The organism is Bradyrhizobium elkanii WSM2783, assembly GCF_000472865.1.
Lineage (GTDB): Bacteria > Pseudomonadota > Alphaproteobacteria > Rhizobiales > Xanthobacteraceae > Bradyrhizobium > Bradyrhizobium elkanii_A.
Genome location: NZ_AXAP01000011.1, coordinates 154,303 through 166,855 on the forward strand (window position 1 = coordinate 154,303; position 12,553 = coordinate 166,855).

At 60.3% G+C, this 12,553-nt stretch carries 19 protein-coding genes and 2 pseudogenes; 11 read left to right on the plus strand and 10 right to left on the minus strand.

Features of this window, described 5'->3' with window-relative positions; genetic code table 11:
- Positions 1–193 precede the first annotated feature (193 nt).
- Positions 194–580: an SPW repeat protein gene (locus tag YY7_RS51495; protein WP_051396687.1), complete on the minus strand. Its 387-nt coding sequence runs from the start codon at positions 578–580 to the stop codon at positions 194–196.
- Between the two features lie 22 nt (positions 581–602).
- A complete protein-coding gene (locus YY7_RS0113030) occupies positions 603–1,943 on the minus strand; it encodes an MFS transporter (RefSeq protein WP_028163637.1) in 1,341 nt (446 codons plus the stop codon).
- 346 nt (positions 1,944–2,289) lie between these two features.
- Between YY7_RS0113030 and YY7_RS63040 the strand changes: the two are divergent.
- Positions 2,290–2,556 (plus strand): annotated as a pseudogene (locus YY7_RS63040) (Arm DNA-binding domain-containing protein); the annotation flags it as partial.
- Between the two features lie 191 nt (positions 2,557–2,747).
- On the plus strand, positions 2,748–3,533 hold the full coding sequence (locus tag YY7_RS0113035) for a tyrosine-type recombinase/integrase (protein WP_028163638.1): 786 nt from the start codon (positions 2,748–2,750) through the stop codon (positions 3,531–3,533).
- Positions 3,534–3,624: 91 nt separating this feature from the next.
- Here the strand turns inward: YY7_RS0113035 and YY7_RS0113040 are convergent, their stop codons facing one another.
- Positions 3,625–3,972 carry a hypothetical protein gene (locus YY7_RS0113040; RefSeq protein ID WP_155255142.1) on the minus strand — a complete coding sequence of 116 codons (348 nt, stop codon included), beginning with the start codon at positions 3,970–3,972 and terminating at the stop codon, positions 3,625–3,627.
- A 458-nt stretch (positions 3,973–4,430) separates the two neighbouring features.
- On the opposite strand from YY7_RS0113040, the gene YY7_RS0113050 reads away from it, so the two are divergent.
- Together YY7_RS0113050 and YY7_RS0113055 are read left to right on the plus strand one after the other, a co-directional pair.
- On the plus strand, positions 4,431–4,613 hold the full coding sequence (locus tag YY7_RS0113050; RefSeq protein WP_028163640.1) for a hypothetical protein: 183 nt from the start codon (positions 4,431–4,433) through the stop codon (positions 4,611–4,613).
- Positions 4,610–4,837 carry a hypothetical protein gene (locus YY7_RS0113055; RefSeq protein WP_028163641.1) on the plus strand — a complete coding sequence of 76 codons (228 nt, stop codon included), beginning with the start codon at positions 4,610–4,612 and terminating at the stop codon, positions 4,835–4,837. Before YY7_RS0113050 ends, YY7_RS0113055 begins: the two co-directional genes overlap by 4 nt.
- Positions 4,838–5,146: 309 nt before the next feature.
- Here YY7_RS0113055 and YY7_RS0113065 read toward each other — a convergent pair whose 3' ends face one another.
- The 3 genes from YY7_RS0113065 to YY7_RS58005 form a co-directional block, all read right to left on the minus strand.
- Positions 5,147–5,647 carry a hypothetical protein gene (locus YY7_RS0113065; protein ID WP_155255143.1) on the minus strand — a complete coding sequence of 167 codons (501 nt, stop codon included), beginning with the start codon at positions 5,645–5,647 and terminating at the stop codon, positions 5,147–5,149.
- Positions 5,648–6,302: 655 nt separating this feature from the next.
- Positions 6,303–6,512: a hypothetical protein gene (locus YY7_RS0113070; RefSeq protein ID WP_028163644.1), complete on the minus strand. Its 210-nt coding sequence runs from the start codon at positions 6,510–6,512 to the stop codon at positions 6,303–6,305.
- Between the two features lie 671 nt (positions 6,513–7,183).
- Positions 7,184–7,435, minus strand: coding sequence for a DUF3551 domain-containing protein (locus YY7_RS58005; RefSeq protein ID WP_028163645.1), 252 nt, complete (start codon positions 7,433–7,435; stop codon positions 7,184–7,186).
- 684 nt (positions 7,436–8,119) lie between these two features.
- On the opposite strand from YY7_RS58005, the gene YY7_RS60260 reads away from it, so the two are divergent.
- The gene (locus YY7_RS60260; RefSeq protein ID WP_155255144.1) at positions 8,120–8,314 is read left to right on the plus strand and encodes a hypothetical protein; all 195 of its coding nucleotides are present in this window, start codon (positions 8,120–8,122) and stop codon (positions 8,312–8,314) included.
- A 31-nt stretch (positions 8,315–8,345) separates the two neighbouring features.
- Here YY7_RS60260 and YY7_RS0113090 read toward each other — a convergent pair whose 3' ends face one another.
- The 4 genes from YY7_RS0113090 to YY7_RS60265 all read right to left on the minus strand — a co-directional run bounded on the left by YY7_RS0113090 (position 8,346) and on the right by YY7_RS60265 (position 9,755).
- Positions 8,346–8,648, minus strand: coding sequence for a hypothetical protein (locus tag YY7_RS0113090; RefSeq protein WP_035689993.1), 303 nt, complete (start codon positions 8,646–8,648; stop codon positions 8,346–8,348).
- Positions 8,632–8,847, minus strand: coding sequence for a hypothetical protein (locus YY7_RS61850; RefSeq protein WP_196237263.1), 216 nt, complete (start codon positions 8,845–8,847; stop codon positions 8,632–8,634). Before YY7_RS61850 ends, YY7_RS0113090 begins: the two co-directional genes overlap by 17 nt.
- A gap of 189 nt (positions 8,848–9,036) precedes the next feature.
- Positions 9,037–9,501 (minus strand): hypothetical protein, encoded by a 465-nt coding sequence (locus tag YY7_RS51500; RefSeq protein WP_155255145.1) that lies wholly within the window; start codon positions 9,499–9,501, stop codon positions 9,037–9,039.
- A gap of 86 nt (positions 9,502–9,587) precedes the next feature.
- Positions 9,588–9,755 carry a hypothetical protein gene (locus tag YY7_RS60265; RefSeq protein WP_155255146.1) on the minus strand — a complete coding sequence of 56 codons (168 nt, stop codon included), beginning with the start codon at positions 9,753–9,755 and terminating at the stop codon, positions 9,588–9,590.
- 242 nt (positions 9,756–9,997) lie between these two features.
- On the opposite strand from YY7_RS60265, the gene YY7_RS0113110 reads away from it, so the two are divergent.
- The 6 genes and pseudogenes from YY7_RS0113110 to YY7_RS63045 all read left to right on the plus strand — a co-directional run.
- Positions 9,998–10,411 carry a hypothetical protein gene (locus YY7_RS0113110; RefSeq protein ID WP_028163648.1) on the plus strand — a complete coding sequence of 138 codons (414 nt, stop codon included), beginning with the start codon at positions 9,998–10,000 and terminating at the stop codon, positions 10,409–10,411.
- Position 10,412: 1 nt separating this feature from the next.
- Positions 10,413–10,934: a hypothetical protein gene (locus tag YY7_RS0113115; protein ID WP_028163649.1), complete on the plus strand. Its 522-nt coding sequence runs from the start codon at positions 10,413–10,415 to the stop codon at positions 10,932–10,934.
- 21 nt (positions 10,935–10,955) lie between these two features.
- Positions 10,956–11,618, plus strand: a complete 663-nt coding sequence (locus YY7_RS0113120; protein WP_028163650.1) for an SOS response-associated peptidase — start codon at positions 10,956–10,958, stop codon at positions 11,616–11,618.
- 116 nt (positions 11,619–11,734) lie between these two features.
- Positions 11,735–11,863, plus strand: a complete 129-nt coding sequence (locus YY7_RS64375) for a hypothetical protein (RefSeq protein WP_283807001.1) — start codon at positions 11,735–11,737, stop codon at positions 11,861–11,863.
- A 126-nt stretch (positions 11,864–11,989) separates the two neighbouring features.
- On the plus strand, positions 11,990–12,151 hold the full coding sequence (locus YY7_RS0113130; RefSeq protein WP_155255148.1) for a hypothetical protein: 162 nt from the start codon (positions 11,990–11,992) through the stop codon (positions 12,149–12,151).
- Positions 12,152–12,370: 219 nt separating this feature from the next.
- Positions 12,371–12,553, plus strand: a pseudogene (locus tag YY7_RS63045) (IS256 family transposase); the annotation flags it as partial.

Consider the following 12,553-nt stretch of genomic DNA (forward strand, 5'->3'; position numbering starts at 1 on the left):
GTGGATTCCGGGCTCGCGCTGCGCGCGTCCCGGAAGACAGTCCCGTTCTTGCTAAGCTTCGTAGCCCGGGTGGAGCGTAGCGTAACCCGGGGCCGCACTCGACGTTAACTCAGAGGTCCCGGGTTCCGCTGGGCTCCACCCGGGCTACGGCACTGTTGCGCGAAGATGGCGGATTACGCTTCGCTAATCCGCCCTACGACTCCACCTGCCTCTCGGACTCCTCCGACGCGCCCGGGCCGAGATGCGTCTTCTCGTATTCCAGCCACAGCTCAAGCAGCGACATGAACATCACCACGGCGCCGGCGACGATGCTGAAATGCATTGCGCGGGTGTGCGCGAAGCCGAGCAGCCAGGGTGACACGATCAGCCAGCCCCCGACGAGCAGGTTGACCCATTCTTCCCAAGCGGAAAATGCAATGATCGCCGCCAGCGACAGGATCGCGATCGCCGCGCCGCTTGCCCGCAGATCGATTGCCGCCGTCGGGTTGACACGGACAAACATCCAGGGTGCCGCAAGCAGGAAGATCGCTGCCGCCAGATTGTAGAGATCGAGCGCCGATTCATTCCGCCATTTCAACATGCCCTTTCCTCCATTTGCTGCCTTATGGCCGCCGGTCGTGTGCGTCGGCCGCGTTGATGTCCTTTCCGGTGTAGTCGGTCATCAGCGCAGTCGCGACCAGGGTGATGACGGCGCAGATCGCGATGTAGATCGCGATTGCGGTCGCCGACTGGTACATGCCGAACAGCCAGGCCGCGATCAGCGGCGCCGGACCGCCGGCGATCACCGACGCGAGCTGATAGCCGAGCGATGAGCCGCTGTAGCGCAGGCGTCCGGTAAAGCTCTCGGCGATCAGCGCGGCCTGCGGCCCGTACATCATGTCGTGCGGGATCAGCGACAGGACGATCGCGAGGAAGATGATCGTCAGAGATCCAGTGTTGAGCATCGCGAAGTAGATGAAACCGAATATACCGGTCACGACGGCACCGATCATATACATGTTCTTGCGGCCGATCCGGTCAGACAGATGTCCGAACAGCGGGATCGAGACGAACGACAGCACCGAAGCCGTGAGCACTGCAGTGAGCAGGAAGTCGCGCGAGACGTGCAGCGTCGCAATGCCGTAGGAAAAGACGAAGGCGGTGAAGATGTAGAACGGCGCCTGCTCGGCCATCCGCGCGAAGGCGGACAGCAGGATTTCCTTCGGATACTCCTTGATCACCGTCAGCATCGGCGTGCGGTCGAGCTTTTGCTCGGCCTGCAGTTTGCTGAACACCGGCGTTTCCAGAATGCCGAGCCGAATGTAGAGGCCGACGACGACTAGGATTAAGCTGAGCGCAAACGGAATCCGCCAGCCCCAGGCGAGGAACTGGTCCCCAGCCATCTGGCTGAACGCCAGCACCGCGAGATTGGCGAGGAACAGGCCGCAGGGCACGCCGAATTGCGGCCATGACGCGATGAACCCGCGGGAGTGGTTGTCGCGCGCCCATTCCATCGACATCAGCACCGAGCCGCCCCATTCGCCGCCGACACCGACGCCCTGGATGAAGCGCAGCACCGTCAGGATCACCGCACCCCAGATGCCGATGCGCTCATAGGTCGGCACCACGGCCACTGCCGCGGTCGCCAGTCCCATCAGGAGCAGCGTCGCGATCAGCGTCGCTTTACGGCCGATGCGGTCGCCATAATGCCCGAAGATCGCAGCGCCTATCGGCCGCGCAACGAAGCCGACAGCGTAAATGGCGAAGGCCTCCAGCGTGCCGACCCAAGGGTCGGAGTTCGGGAAGAACAGTTTTGCGAAAACCAGACCGGTGACGGTGCTGTAAAGGAAGAAATCATACCATTCGATCGCGGTCCCAATCGTGGAGGCGATGACGGCGCGCCGAAGCTGGCGCTGATGCTCGGATGGAGTCAGTTGGGTGGCGTCGAGACCGAGCGTTGCCATGGGAGCATCTCCCTCGGACAAGCCCCCGCGAATTTGAACTGCTTGGGTCGTTCGATCACAAACGACATGACGCGCCGAAGGTTCCAACCGACCCGGAAATCAAGGCTAGAACTTTAGGCGACGGGCATGAGGATCGTGGGGCGGATTAGCGAAGCTAAATATTTTTCAGTCTCGCGATGAGATCACGCGAGACTGCTTGAAACAAGATGAAACAGGTAAGTGCCTGACGGTACGGGCTAACTTCCATTTCGTGCCTCGTTTCTGCCGTCTCTCTTGGTCTCACTGCGAAGCACAGTATTTCGCACTTTTGTTAGCAGAGCTAACAGCAACCCGAGAGACGACATCCATGAGAACGAAGCTCACCGACGCGGCCATCCGGTCGTTCGCGCCGCGCGAGGCCCCTTACCCGGTCGGCGATCCCACCTGTCCCGGCCTCTGCATCAGGATCACGCCGAAGGGGGTAAAGACCTTCGCCTTCGCGTACCGCAACAAAACCACCCGCAAGGTCGAGTGGCTGACCCTCGGCCGCTACCCGGACCTGTCCCTGACGCGGGCGCGCGAACAGGCCAACGACGCGCGCAAGGTCGTCGCCAATGGCGGTTCGCCCCAGGCGGCCAAGGTCGAGCGCCTCGATGCTAAAAAAAAACTAAGACCTATGCCGAGGTCGTCGCGCTCTATCACGACGCCAAGCTGGTCCTGCTCCGTTCCGGGAAAAAGACGCTCAATACGCTCAATCGCATCGGGCGCGTCTACGACTGGAACGACCGCCCGCTGTCCTCGATCACCGACGACGATGCCGCCGAAATGCTCCAGGACATCGCCGACGAGCGCGGCAAGAAAGCAGCGGCAAACCAGACCCGATTTATCCTTGGCGCGATGTTCAAGTGGGCGAAACAGCCCGGCCGCAAGTTCACGGCTATCAACCCTTTTGCGGACCTTCCCGCGCCCGGTGGGGCCTCCGTTCCGCGCGACCGCTTCCTGAGTACCGTCGAAATCAAACAGGTCTGGCGGGCTCTGGAGGAGCCGGAACGGTTCAAGGTGTCGCGCGATGCCGCAACCGCGCTGCGGCTGATCCTCGTGACGGCGGCACGGCCGGGGATGGTAGCGGGCATAGTTGGCAGCGAGCTTCGCGACCTCAGTGGGCCGAGCGAGCACGGTCCCCACTGGTCACTGCCCGCAGAGCGCATGAAGGCCGGTAGCCCGTTCATCACGCCGCTCACCGGCCTGGCGCTCGAACTGCTACGGCCGCACCTCAAGAGCGATCCGGATGTGCGGCTGTTCAAGCTAGCCGGGCGGCAGCAGTTGTACGAAGCGGCCCAGCGCATCGTCGAAGGCCTCGGGATGCAGCCGTGGCGGCCGCACGATCTTCGCCGATCCGCCGCGACGATCCTCGACAAGTCGGGCTACTCGCTCGAACAGATCGGCGCGATCCTCGCGCATACCCGCAAGGGCGTGACGGCGGTCTATGCTCGCTGGGACAAGTTCGACCTGCGGCGCGAGATGGCGACGGTCATCGAACGGTCATTGCGCGAAACGTTGACCGAGACGCCCCAAGTTGCACAACTCAACCGGGACCTGCTCGCGGCGTGAGATATAAAAGCGACGCCAGCGCCGGTCTGCACCCGGTCAGCACATCGCTGGCCGGGTTTTTCTCATTCCGGCCAGCGCGAGAGGGCCCGCGTCAATCGGTCAGGTTGAGCGTCTTATCGGCGCAGACGTTGATGCCGGACGCATCCATCGACTCGCCGTCGTTGAACATCCCGCGCAGATCGAAGCGGCAATCGCTGGCCTGCGGCAGCTTAGCCGACGCTTGCTTGCCGGATTTCACCGGGCCGACCAATTTCTTCCAGTCTGAAGAGCCGGACTCGGCCGCCTCCAGTTGGACTAGATCGGCTTTGCGCGAGTTCGTCACCGTCACTGTGACGGTGACTGCCGGCTTCGCCTTGTGCTTGGGCGTCGGCGCGGCCTGCGCGGTAAGGCCGAACAGAGTCGCTCCCGCGAGCGCCGCAGCAAGTGTCCGAGTGATCATCAGGTTCACTCCCTGGCTCAGATTCACCCCCTAGCATCACCACGACGCGCGACCCTTACGCCCACTGCGTTAAGCATCTGTTAAAACGAATCGGGTCCGGCTTGACGATTTCGCGGTCTTCTCGCGGCATCGGGTTGGTGTCGGGAGCGGATTTTGTGCTGATCGATCAACGCACCGCGCGCGAAAGCCGCTGATGCGCCTTTGCCTTGCCGGTGTCTGGGTAGCGGCGGCTCCGGAATAACGCATGGGGGCGGGGCTGGCTGGCGGGCCCTGGGAAGCAGGACTATCCTATCTTTCGCCGCGACTTCCTGCGCCAGTGATGTCCCCGCGTGCTACGTTCGCGGGATGACGAACCAAGCGACCAAGATCCTGCTCGCCCTGCTGACCGTTCGCGATGATGACCGGCACAGCCTCGGCGCACTCTCGCACAATAGCGCAGGTTCTTACGAGGTGATTGAATGAGCCAACGCGAAGTCTGGGTCTTCTGCGATTGCCCGGGATGCCCGCACGAAGCCGACATTTCGGACGTTGACGGCATGAACCTCTGCGCAGAGTGCTTCATCGAACATTCGGACGGCAAGCTAATCGACAAGATCAAGTACGACGAAGATGGCGAGCCGTATATGGAGGATGAGTTGTGAGTGCCAAGATGGCCATAGCCGCACTGCTCGCCGTTCTGGCGACCGCAGCCTCGGCGCAACAGCGCGCATTCTACGACTCGTCCGGCAAAGTCGTCGGCCGTTCAACGACGGACAGTCAGGGAACGACGACGTTTTACGACGGTCGCGGCCGGGTCACCGCGACGGAATTCAAAAGCGGGACTCTATACGACGAGCGCGGTCGGGTTTTGGGCAGGCGACAATGACGACCTACTCCGCTCGATTTCACATTGCCTGACTTATGCCGCCGATCACCTATAGCAAAGAGCCGAGAGCGGTGATCGCCACTCCGCACCGAATCATTTTGGTACTCCTTGCGAGCTGAGCTTCACGTCGCTGGTTTTGAGCCATCATCGCGCCGAGAGCACCTCCTTGGATATCGGTGCCGCCTTCATCACCCCCTGGGTTGTCACACACGATAATGCTATCGAACGCCGCCCCGGCAAGAAGAGCGGCAAGGGGTAAGACGGCAAACAATGCCACTTTACCTACCTGCACCGTGAGCCTTTGGAAAGCTAAAGCTCGAAATCGATACGCTCTAACACCGTTTCTATGAAATCGAAGATGTAGACAGAAGCTTCCCAAAATTTCTTGTTCTGGGTACCCTTCAATTCTACTTCTCCGTCGCAATACCAACGTCTGCTAACTAACTCGTCGCCACTAAATCGGACGGCATCGTCATAAACCGCTCGAATTTCTTGAGCATGAATAATCTTGTTGCACGCTTCACGCAGATTGAAATCTGCGACACTGCCGTCAACCCTCAGGAACCCAATCTCGTTCTGACCGCTAGTCTGGTTAGCGTGCTCCCTATACTCATCGGCCTTCGCGGAGGTCGAAGCGATGTCGTCAAACGTCCGCACCAAAACAGCGAGTCGAAGCAGTTTTTCGCACAACTCTCGTTCAGCTAATTCATGATGAAGCTGAAAGATTCGCGATTCGGAAGGCACTCCCTCATCTGGCTCGATATCCGCGCTGTCTCCAGCCAGCTCTCCGCTCGCTGCAACGATGTTCACTACGTCGAAGCAGAGACCTCGGATTTGATCAATGCTAATGGGATGTGTCTGGCCTTGACTGGACCAATATGGGTTCTTCATTCTTGTGCCAATACAACTCTAGAACAAAAACTGCAAACCGGACCGCAGACTGAGAGCAAACGGTTAGAAGGTCCTCAAATGAGAACTTTGTAAGGGATACGGCGGCGCATCCGGAAACCAAGCAGGGCGGTGCCCCCGGGGCCGGTAAGGGCAAAGGCAAATTACAAGCCCGCCAGAATGGCGAGCTTCTATTCAGCAAAGATCTGTTTGGCCGCTGATGCGTCGGCACGCTGCGCGGTGTCTGGAGCGCCGACATCGAACGGGCGGAGCCCTTGAGGCGCGGTGTTCCCTGTGCCCCGCGCTCCCGGCGCGCTGTACGGCCGTCCTACGGTCTCGCTGCCCGTTGCTTGCTGCTCCCGATGTGCGGTGCCGTCCGTCATCGAGCGCTGGCAACGTGGCCGAGGTTCGAGGTGTGGTGCGATGCCCGAGGTCGAGGTCAGGGTGGGGTCAGCGCCGCTTGTGCTGCTTCGCGAAGATCGCGGCGGCGTAGTCCGATGCGACAGAACCGCGAGCGCGCACTCCGGTTCGAGATCGGAAATCTGTTCCTTCACTCAGGGGGTACGTGCGACTTGGCTTACTTCCTGTAGCGTTTGAGCAAGCCGTTCCAAGCCTTATTGGCGCCTCTGATATCGTCCCGCAGCTTCGCCTTCTCAAGCGTAACGAGATCACCGCAGCCCTCGCAGGCAAATTGCGGTTCGTCGTTAAGCCATGGCATCGCATTCTTATATTCATGGCCGGAACCAGGACGCGGAGGATTGACGTTAGCATCGTAGCAGATTGCCATGATCAAACTCTAGAGATTGCTGGACCGCATGCCTGAGGGAAGCGGACGGCTACCGCCAGTAACGATTTGGTACGCATGTGGGCCATCTCCTCTCTGAGGCGGACCACCTATTGGTAAATGGAGCAAACAAACTCGGAAATTCCGCTCCATGCCTTAGTGGCAAGCCCCTAAGTAGAGTCCCGGAGATGCCGCCGAAATGTCGTACTTTGGTGTGGATAGCGGTAACGGGGTTCGGCCCCGATGCGACGCCAGCCACTGCCCCGACGCCTGCCCGTCGCTTGCCGCTCGGCTCTTGCACTGCGACCCGGTCGGTCGCCGCCGCGCGGGCGATGGTCTCCGGTGGGATTATCCACCACGGTGTTGGATTTGGGTTCACCGGCAACGTTGGGGCGAGGCAGGGAACTATTTTGGCAACAGCCGATTGAATCAGGTGCCAACGCGCACAAGGAGGTGCTGCCATGCGCCTTCAGACATATCGGGACGAAAATCACTCCAGACACGTCGATTTCGTCGGCCACCACTGGTCAATTGACCTAGTCACCATAGCGGCTTCTGGCATCCTAGTGGTGGGCTTCGCCTGTGCCGTCGTAGCCCTCTGGGTCCACTAGCCGAGCCGGGCAAACATCGTGGGGCCGCCGCTGTCATTGAGCTTGTCTGCTCCAAAATAAGCTTTAGTCGTCGCGGCGATGCCGCCGATAATCTGCGGGCACTTGCGCGCTCGCAAAATATGGATTGATGACGCACACTGCTGCGCGGCCCGATGCCGACGCCTTGCACTGAGGCAACGACGTGTAGCGACATTCGTAATAGTGGCCGTGCGCACGCAGGCAAACCGGATAAGCCGGATCGTACGTCTGAGCCTGAGCCGGTGCCGTTGTCAAAACCGTCGTGATCGTCAAAATCGCCAAGGCCAGAATGCGCATCAGAACCTCCTTGGGGACTATTTGCGCCCTCGCCCGAGGGGAGCATCCAACCGGAGTCGAAGGGGAGGACGCAAGAGCGCGGGTGGGATGGCGAGCGCCATAATCCTTCGTATCGGCCCGTGATGCCTTACGTTCAATTGAGCCGCTGATCGCGATCATCTTAGATAGCGTATGCGGTAGCGAACCCCCCAGCATCACTTCGCTATCGCTGCCCGCCTTGAGCGTCCCCGAGGCGGTGGGCCGCCTGTGGCAACGCAGGCGGCCTTTCTTTTTGTGTGCACCCCCATCGGTTTCTCGGGTCCTTTGGGGAGCGTGAGAACTGCGGGGGCCGCGCGACGGCCCGGTACGAATATATTTGCAATTCATCATATCGCGGTAAATTATATCCTCTCCACTGCCCGCACCGGGAGATGATCGGGTGTCCGTCGTCCCGACCACATCACGCCGACATATTTGACGCTGCACCGGATGACGATGCCACGCCGTTCGAGCCAATCCGTTCTGACCTTCCTGCCGCGCACGAGGGCTTTGGCGAAGCGATGTACCAGTTGACCTCGTCGCCGCGCTTGAATGGACCGTTATCGTTGACCTGTCTCATTCCTTGCCGTCTCGATCCGTTCGCGGACTGCATCGCAGTCCTCAAATTACAGTGGCGAACTTTGCTATCTAAGATGATCGCGATCGGTGGCTCAATTGAACGCAGGGAAGCGCCGGGCACCTGAAGGGGGCACGGGACCGATACGAAGGTTAATGGCGTTGCGCGTGGCGCATGTGAACCTGCAAGCGCCGATTTTCGTCGCATTGATGGCGAATTTCGTCGATCAATTGCCGGATCTCGTTGCCGACAAAACCGTGATGCCGCGCTTGGACGATTCGTAAAGCGGGTCCAGCTCTTCGGAGGTCATGAAGGTCATTGGAGTGGCCGCGCGTTGTTGTATTCGAGGTCGCTGATTGCGTCGGCGATGTTGCCCGAGATTACCGCTCGTAAGATCCGGGTGTGGCAATCGTCGAAGGAGGGCTCGGTGCCGTCCGGCAACCTCGCGGTTTCGACCATCTGCAGGGCAGTAGTGTCGTGAAGCGCCATCAGCACTATGATTGTCAACCGCAGCGCCTGCTCGTCGTCGTCCAACATCCGGGTGACCGAGGTAATCGCTTCGTTCGCGCGGTCCGCCGCGAGCAAACACAGCTTCTCATGCTCACGGGATGAAAGCATGGTTATTCCCCTTTCGTTTCTTTTTAGTGGGTCGGCTTTTGTTGTCTGAGTTGTGTGCACTGCAGCGCCGCCGCGCCAGTTCGGCTCGCGGCATCGTGTTCGCGGCCGAACCATTGTAGGGATCTGGTCCATGCAATCGATTGCGGCCACCAAACTTGGCGCGGTTCATCCACGTCTCCACGATCTTCTCGTCGTCCATCGCCGCCCGCGGCATCCGGAACAGCCCGCACATCTCCATGCGGGGATGATGTCGAGCGTGCCGTCCTTACCGGCGCTGCGACCGCGTTGTCCTGTCCCAAGACTAGGACACCAGCTCAATCGGAGGGTCCGAAGCACATGTCCGATCGTCCAAAGGCTTAGCCCCGGCACAGTGCGGGACGCACGCCGTTTACTTGCCCTGCTGCTTCAGCGCCCACAGCCGGTAGGCTTCCTCGATGTACGGGTCCGGTGCTGTCGGTGGCGGGATCAGCTTCGCGCCCTCGTTGCGGAAGTGATCGAGGCCACGCCCGAGCTTGCGGCCTTCCAGCGTGTGCTGGTCGAGAGCGAAGTCCGGTATCTCGGGGACGTGGCCCTCAAGCATCGACCGCAACCCGATTGCCGCTGCGAAGTGACAGCCCGCACGCGACTTCGGCGATCGGCACATGATGCGGATCGCATTGCCCACCATCAACCGGGCTTCGCCGATGCTCTTGCTGTACCGCTCCCTCGACGCTGCGAGCGAGGCGGCGACGAACGGGAAGACGTGCGGCGCTGCCAGGGTGTCGAGGTCTTCATGGCAAATGACTTCGAGCCTGTTGCAGACCATGGTGTGGAAGGCTTTAGAGGTGTGCATGAGTTCGATGGCGAACTCCATGGCTTCACGCTCCACGCCGCGCCTGATCGCCTTCTGTAGGGCAGAGACGCAGGCCATTGCGGGAAGGCCGTTGCGGGTATCGGGGATCACTGGCTTGCTCCGTCTAGCGAGACGGGGCCGACAACGATGGTCTCGCCCGGTACCTTTGCCGCGACGAGCGCGCGGGCCTGTTCGAGCGAATAGGCGTAGACGGTGAAAAGCGGCTGCGGGTTCTGGGCGGGCCGGAGGATGGCGAAGTGCTTCGGGGTCTGCACTGGCTTGCTCCTGTCGGTTGGTGGTCTAACCGTTCAGCCACCAGTGGCGCGTGCAGTAAAACATTGTTTTTGCTGGTAAATTCATTATCCCGCATGATTACGGCCGTCCTTGTGCTTGCGCTTTGCAGGTGCGTCAGATGACGCACTGTCTTGCGGGCGCGTCGCCTTGTGCCCGGCGCGCTATCCACCGCAATTCCTAGTGGCTTGCCCGCCGTGCGCCGCCCGGCGCACCTTCCGCCTGCATGGGCACCAAATCGCGAGAGCGCGTCCATGGCGCGTCGGTCAGGGCGGCGGCCGAGGAAGCGGCCGAGGCGCGCAAGCAGGCCGACCGGCTCGCCTGTGAGGCTTGGAACAAGCGCATGCTGGCGTTTCAGGGTCCGGCGCAGCCATCGCCGACGCTGGGCGATGCCCTCAACGCCGGATACTGCTACCTCGAAGTGAAGTGTCTCGGCTGCGAAACGCATCAGACTGTCGCGCTCGACATCGTGCGGCGACCGAAGTCAACGCCGATCCAAGAGCTGGAGCGCTACATGCGCTGCAAGCTGTGCTCGGAGCAGCGCAGCTATGCCTACAAGCGGAGCCATCTCGTGGCGCTGCGGACCACCAAGATTTCAGCCAGCGATCCACCATCTACGTGGTGGCCGGGGGAGCGATAGTATGCCCACGAAAGAGCAATGGAAGAACGCGTATGCGACAATTGGCGAAATGGTTTTGCTTTACACCGCGCTCGATCACCAACTAAATCATATCATCATTGAGGTGATGTACCTCTCCACGTCGCCGATGCTGGAAACCATAGTCGCGACCCTCGACCCTCGGCAAAAGATTGAAATCCTAAAGAGCCGTGCGGCTCACCTCAGACAACCGAATTGGAAGAAAGCCGTCAAAGCGCATGCGGACCAACTAGAGCGCGTAGCAAAGATCAGAAACGCTGTCTGCCATACACCGTTGGTCCCCAACAAGAAGGGTGACGGTTTCGAGTTTGCTCCACAGGCCGCCACCAAACTGCTAAAGAGCATGACGGTCAGGAGCAAGGACGACTATTCGATTACACGTTTAACGTTGGATGATGTTCAGGAAGCCAAAACTTTGGCGATAAAGGCATTGGGTAGTGGCGAAGATATTCTGGCGAACTTCGCAATGCTTCGCTCTGCGTTGGAAGAGAAAGCTGGGGCATAAATCGCGGGCTTTTGCTGGATCGTGTGCAACCTCTACAGCATCACCACCAACCAAGCCGCGATCATCGCGCTGTTCCGCGTGATCAACCGCTACGTCGGCAACCTCGCGCCGATGCCGGGCGTGTTTCCGGACTACCCGGCACCAGTGGTGCGCAACTCGGGCGGCGAACTCGAAATGACGATGATGCGCTGGGGCATGCCGCCGCCACCACGAGCCGGTGGATACCCGGTAACTAACATCCGCAATACGTCATCGCCACACTGGCGGGCGTGGCTCAGCGCTGAGAACCGCTGCCTTGTCCCGGCCAACAGCTTCGCCGAGTACGCGCCGGAGCTAAACCCGGAGACGAAGAAAAAGGACGTGGTCTGGTTCGCGCTCGCCGACGAGCGTCCGCTGTTCGCGTTCGCGGGCGTGTGGATGACGTTCAACGGTGAACGCGGCACGAAGTCCAAGCCGGTGCCGGGGCCGCACCTTGTCTACGGCTTCCTGACAACCGCGCCCAACGCTGTAGTCGAGCCGATCCACCCTATGGCAATGCCGGTGATCCTGACCACCGACGAGGAGCGTGACGTCTGGATGCGCGCGGCGTGGGATGAGGCCAAGGCGCTGCAGCGGCCGCTGCCGGATGACGCGCTCAGGATCGTTATGCGCGGGGCGGACAAGGAAGATCGGGTGGCGGCCTAACGCAGGTAATTCGCTGCGGAGTGCCTCAAACTCGGTCAAAAAGCTTTGGAATAAGCGTTCTTGCACCTTTGCAGTCCCTGCAACCGGCGATAGTTTCAGCTTTGGGGGACCCTGCAATGGAATACATCCGCTTTGCCGTTAAATTTGCGTCGTTTGCCGTGGTCCTCCTGCTGATCGGCGGTTACATCTTCCTTGTCTACACCGGTGATGTTCCTAAGCCAGCCATCGAAGGCATGGTGAGGTAGGTCGTCCCATCGATGGCGACGGGTGGGTCGTTAATAGCCGGGATCGCGATCGTAGTGTGCCTGGGCCTTACGGCCGTCGCTCCGTTCATCTACGCGGCCCGATCCGGGGATGCATTCACAGTCATCGTGAGCATCGTGGCCTTGGTGGTCTGCTTTGTGATGCTGGTCTACAGCCGCACGGTGATCGACATGGTGCTTGCCGCGATCGGTTATTTTACGAGCGCATTCATATCGGTCGTCATGTATTCAACGACGCGGATCGTTGATGCCTTCGGACGATCGCCATAGGCCGAAATCCAAGGAAGCCCGAAGGTGGCCGCCCTCGCGACCGGGCGGTGATTTGAAGTCATAGTCATACGCTTAACTTAGGATGCGAGGGCTGCCACATTGAAGTTTCGGCACTTTGAACTGAGCTATGGCGGAATCTGGGTGATGACGGCCTGAGAAGGGCGGCGTATCGAGGCGGGTAACCAGCCAGCCAGAACCTCTTATGCAGAGCGATACGCCATGAACGAGAATAGCAAGATTGTAGAGCTTCGCCAGCCTGGCGCGATGGATGATCCACTGACGAGTATTTTGCGGCATGGAGCACGCCAGCTTCTTGCGCGGGCGATCGAGGCGGAGGTCGCCGACTTTCTGAGCGATCATGCCGATTTGAAGCTGCCGGATGGGCGTGACCGGCTTGTCCGG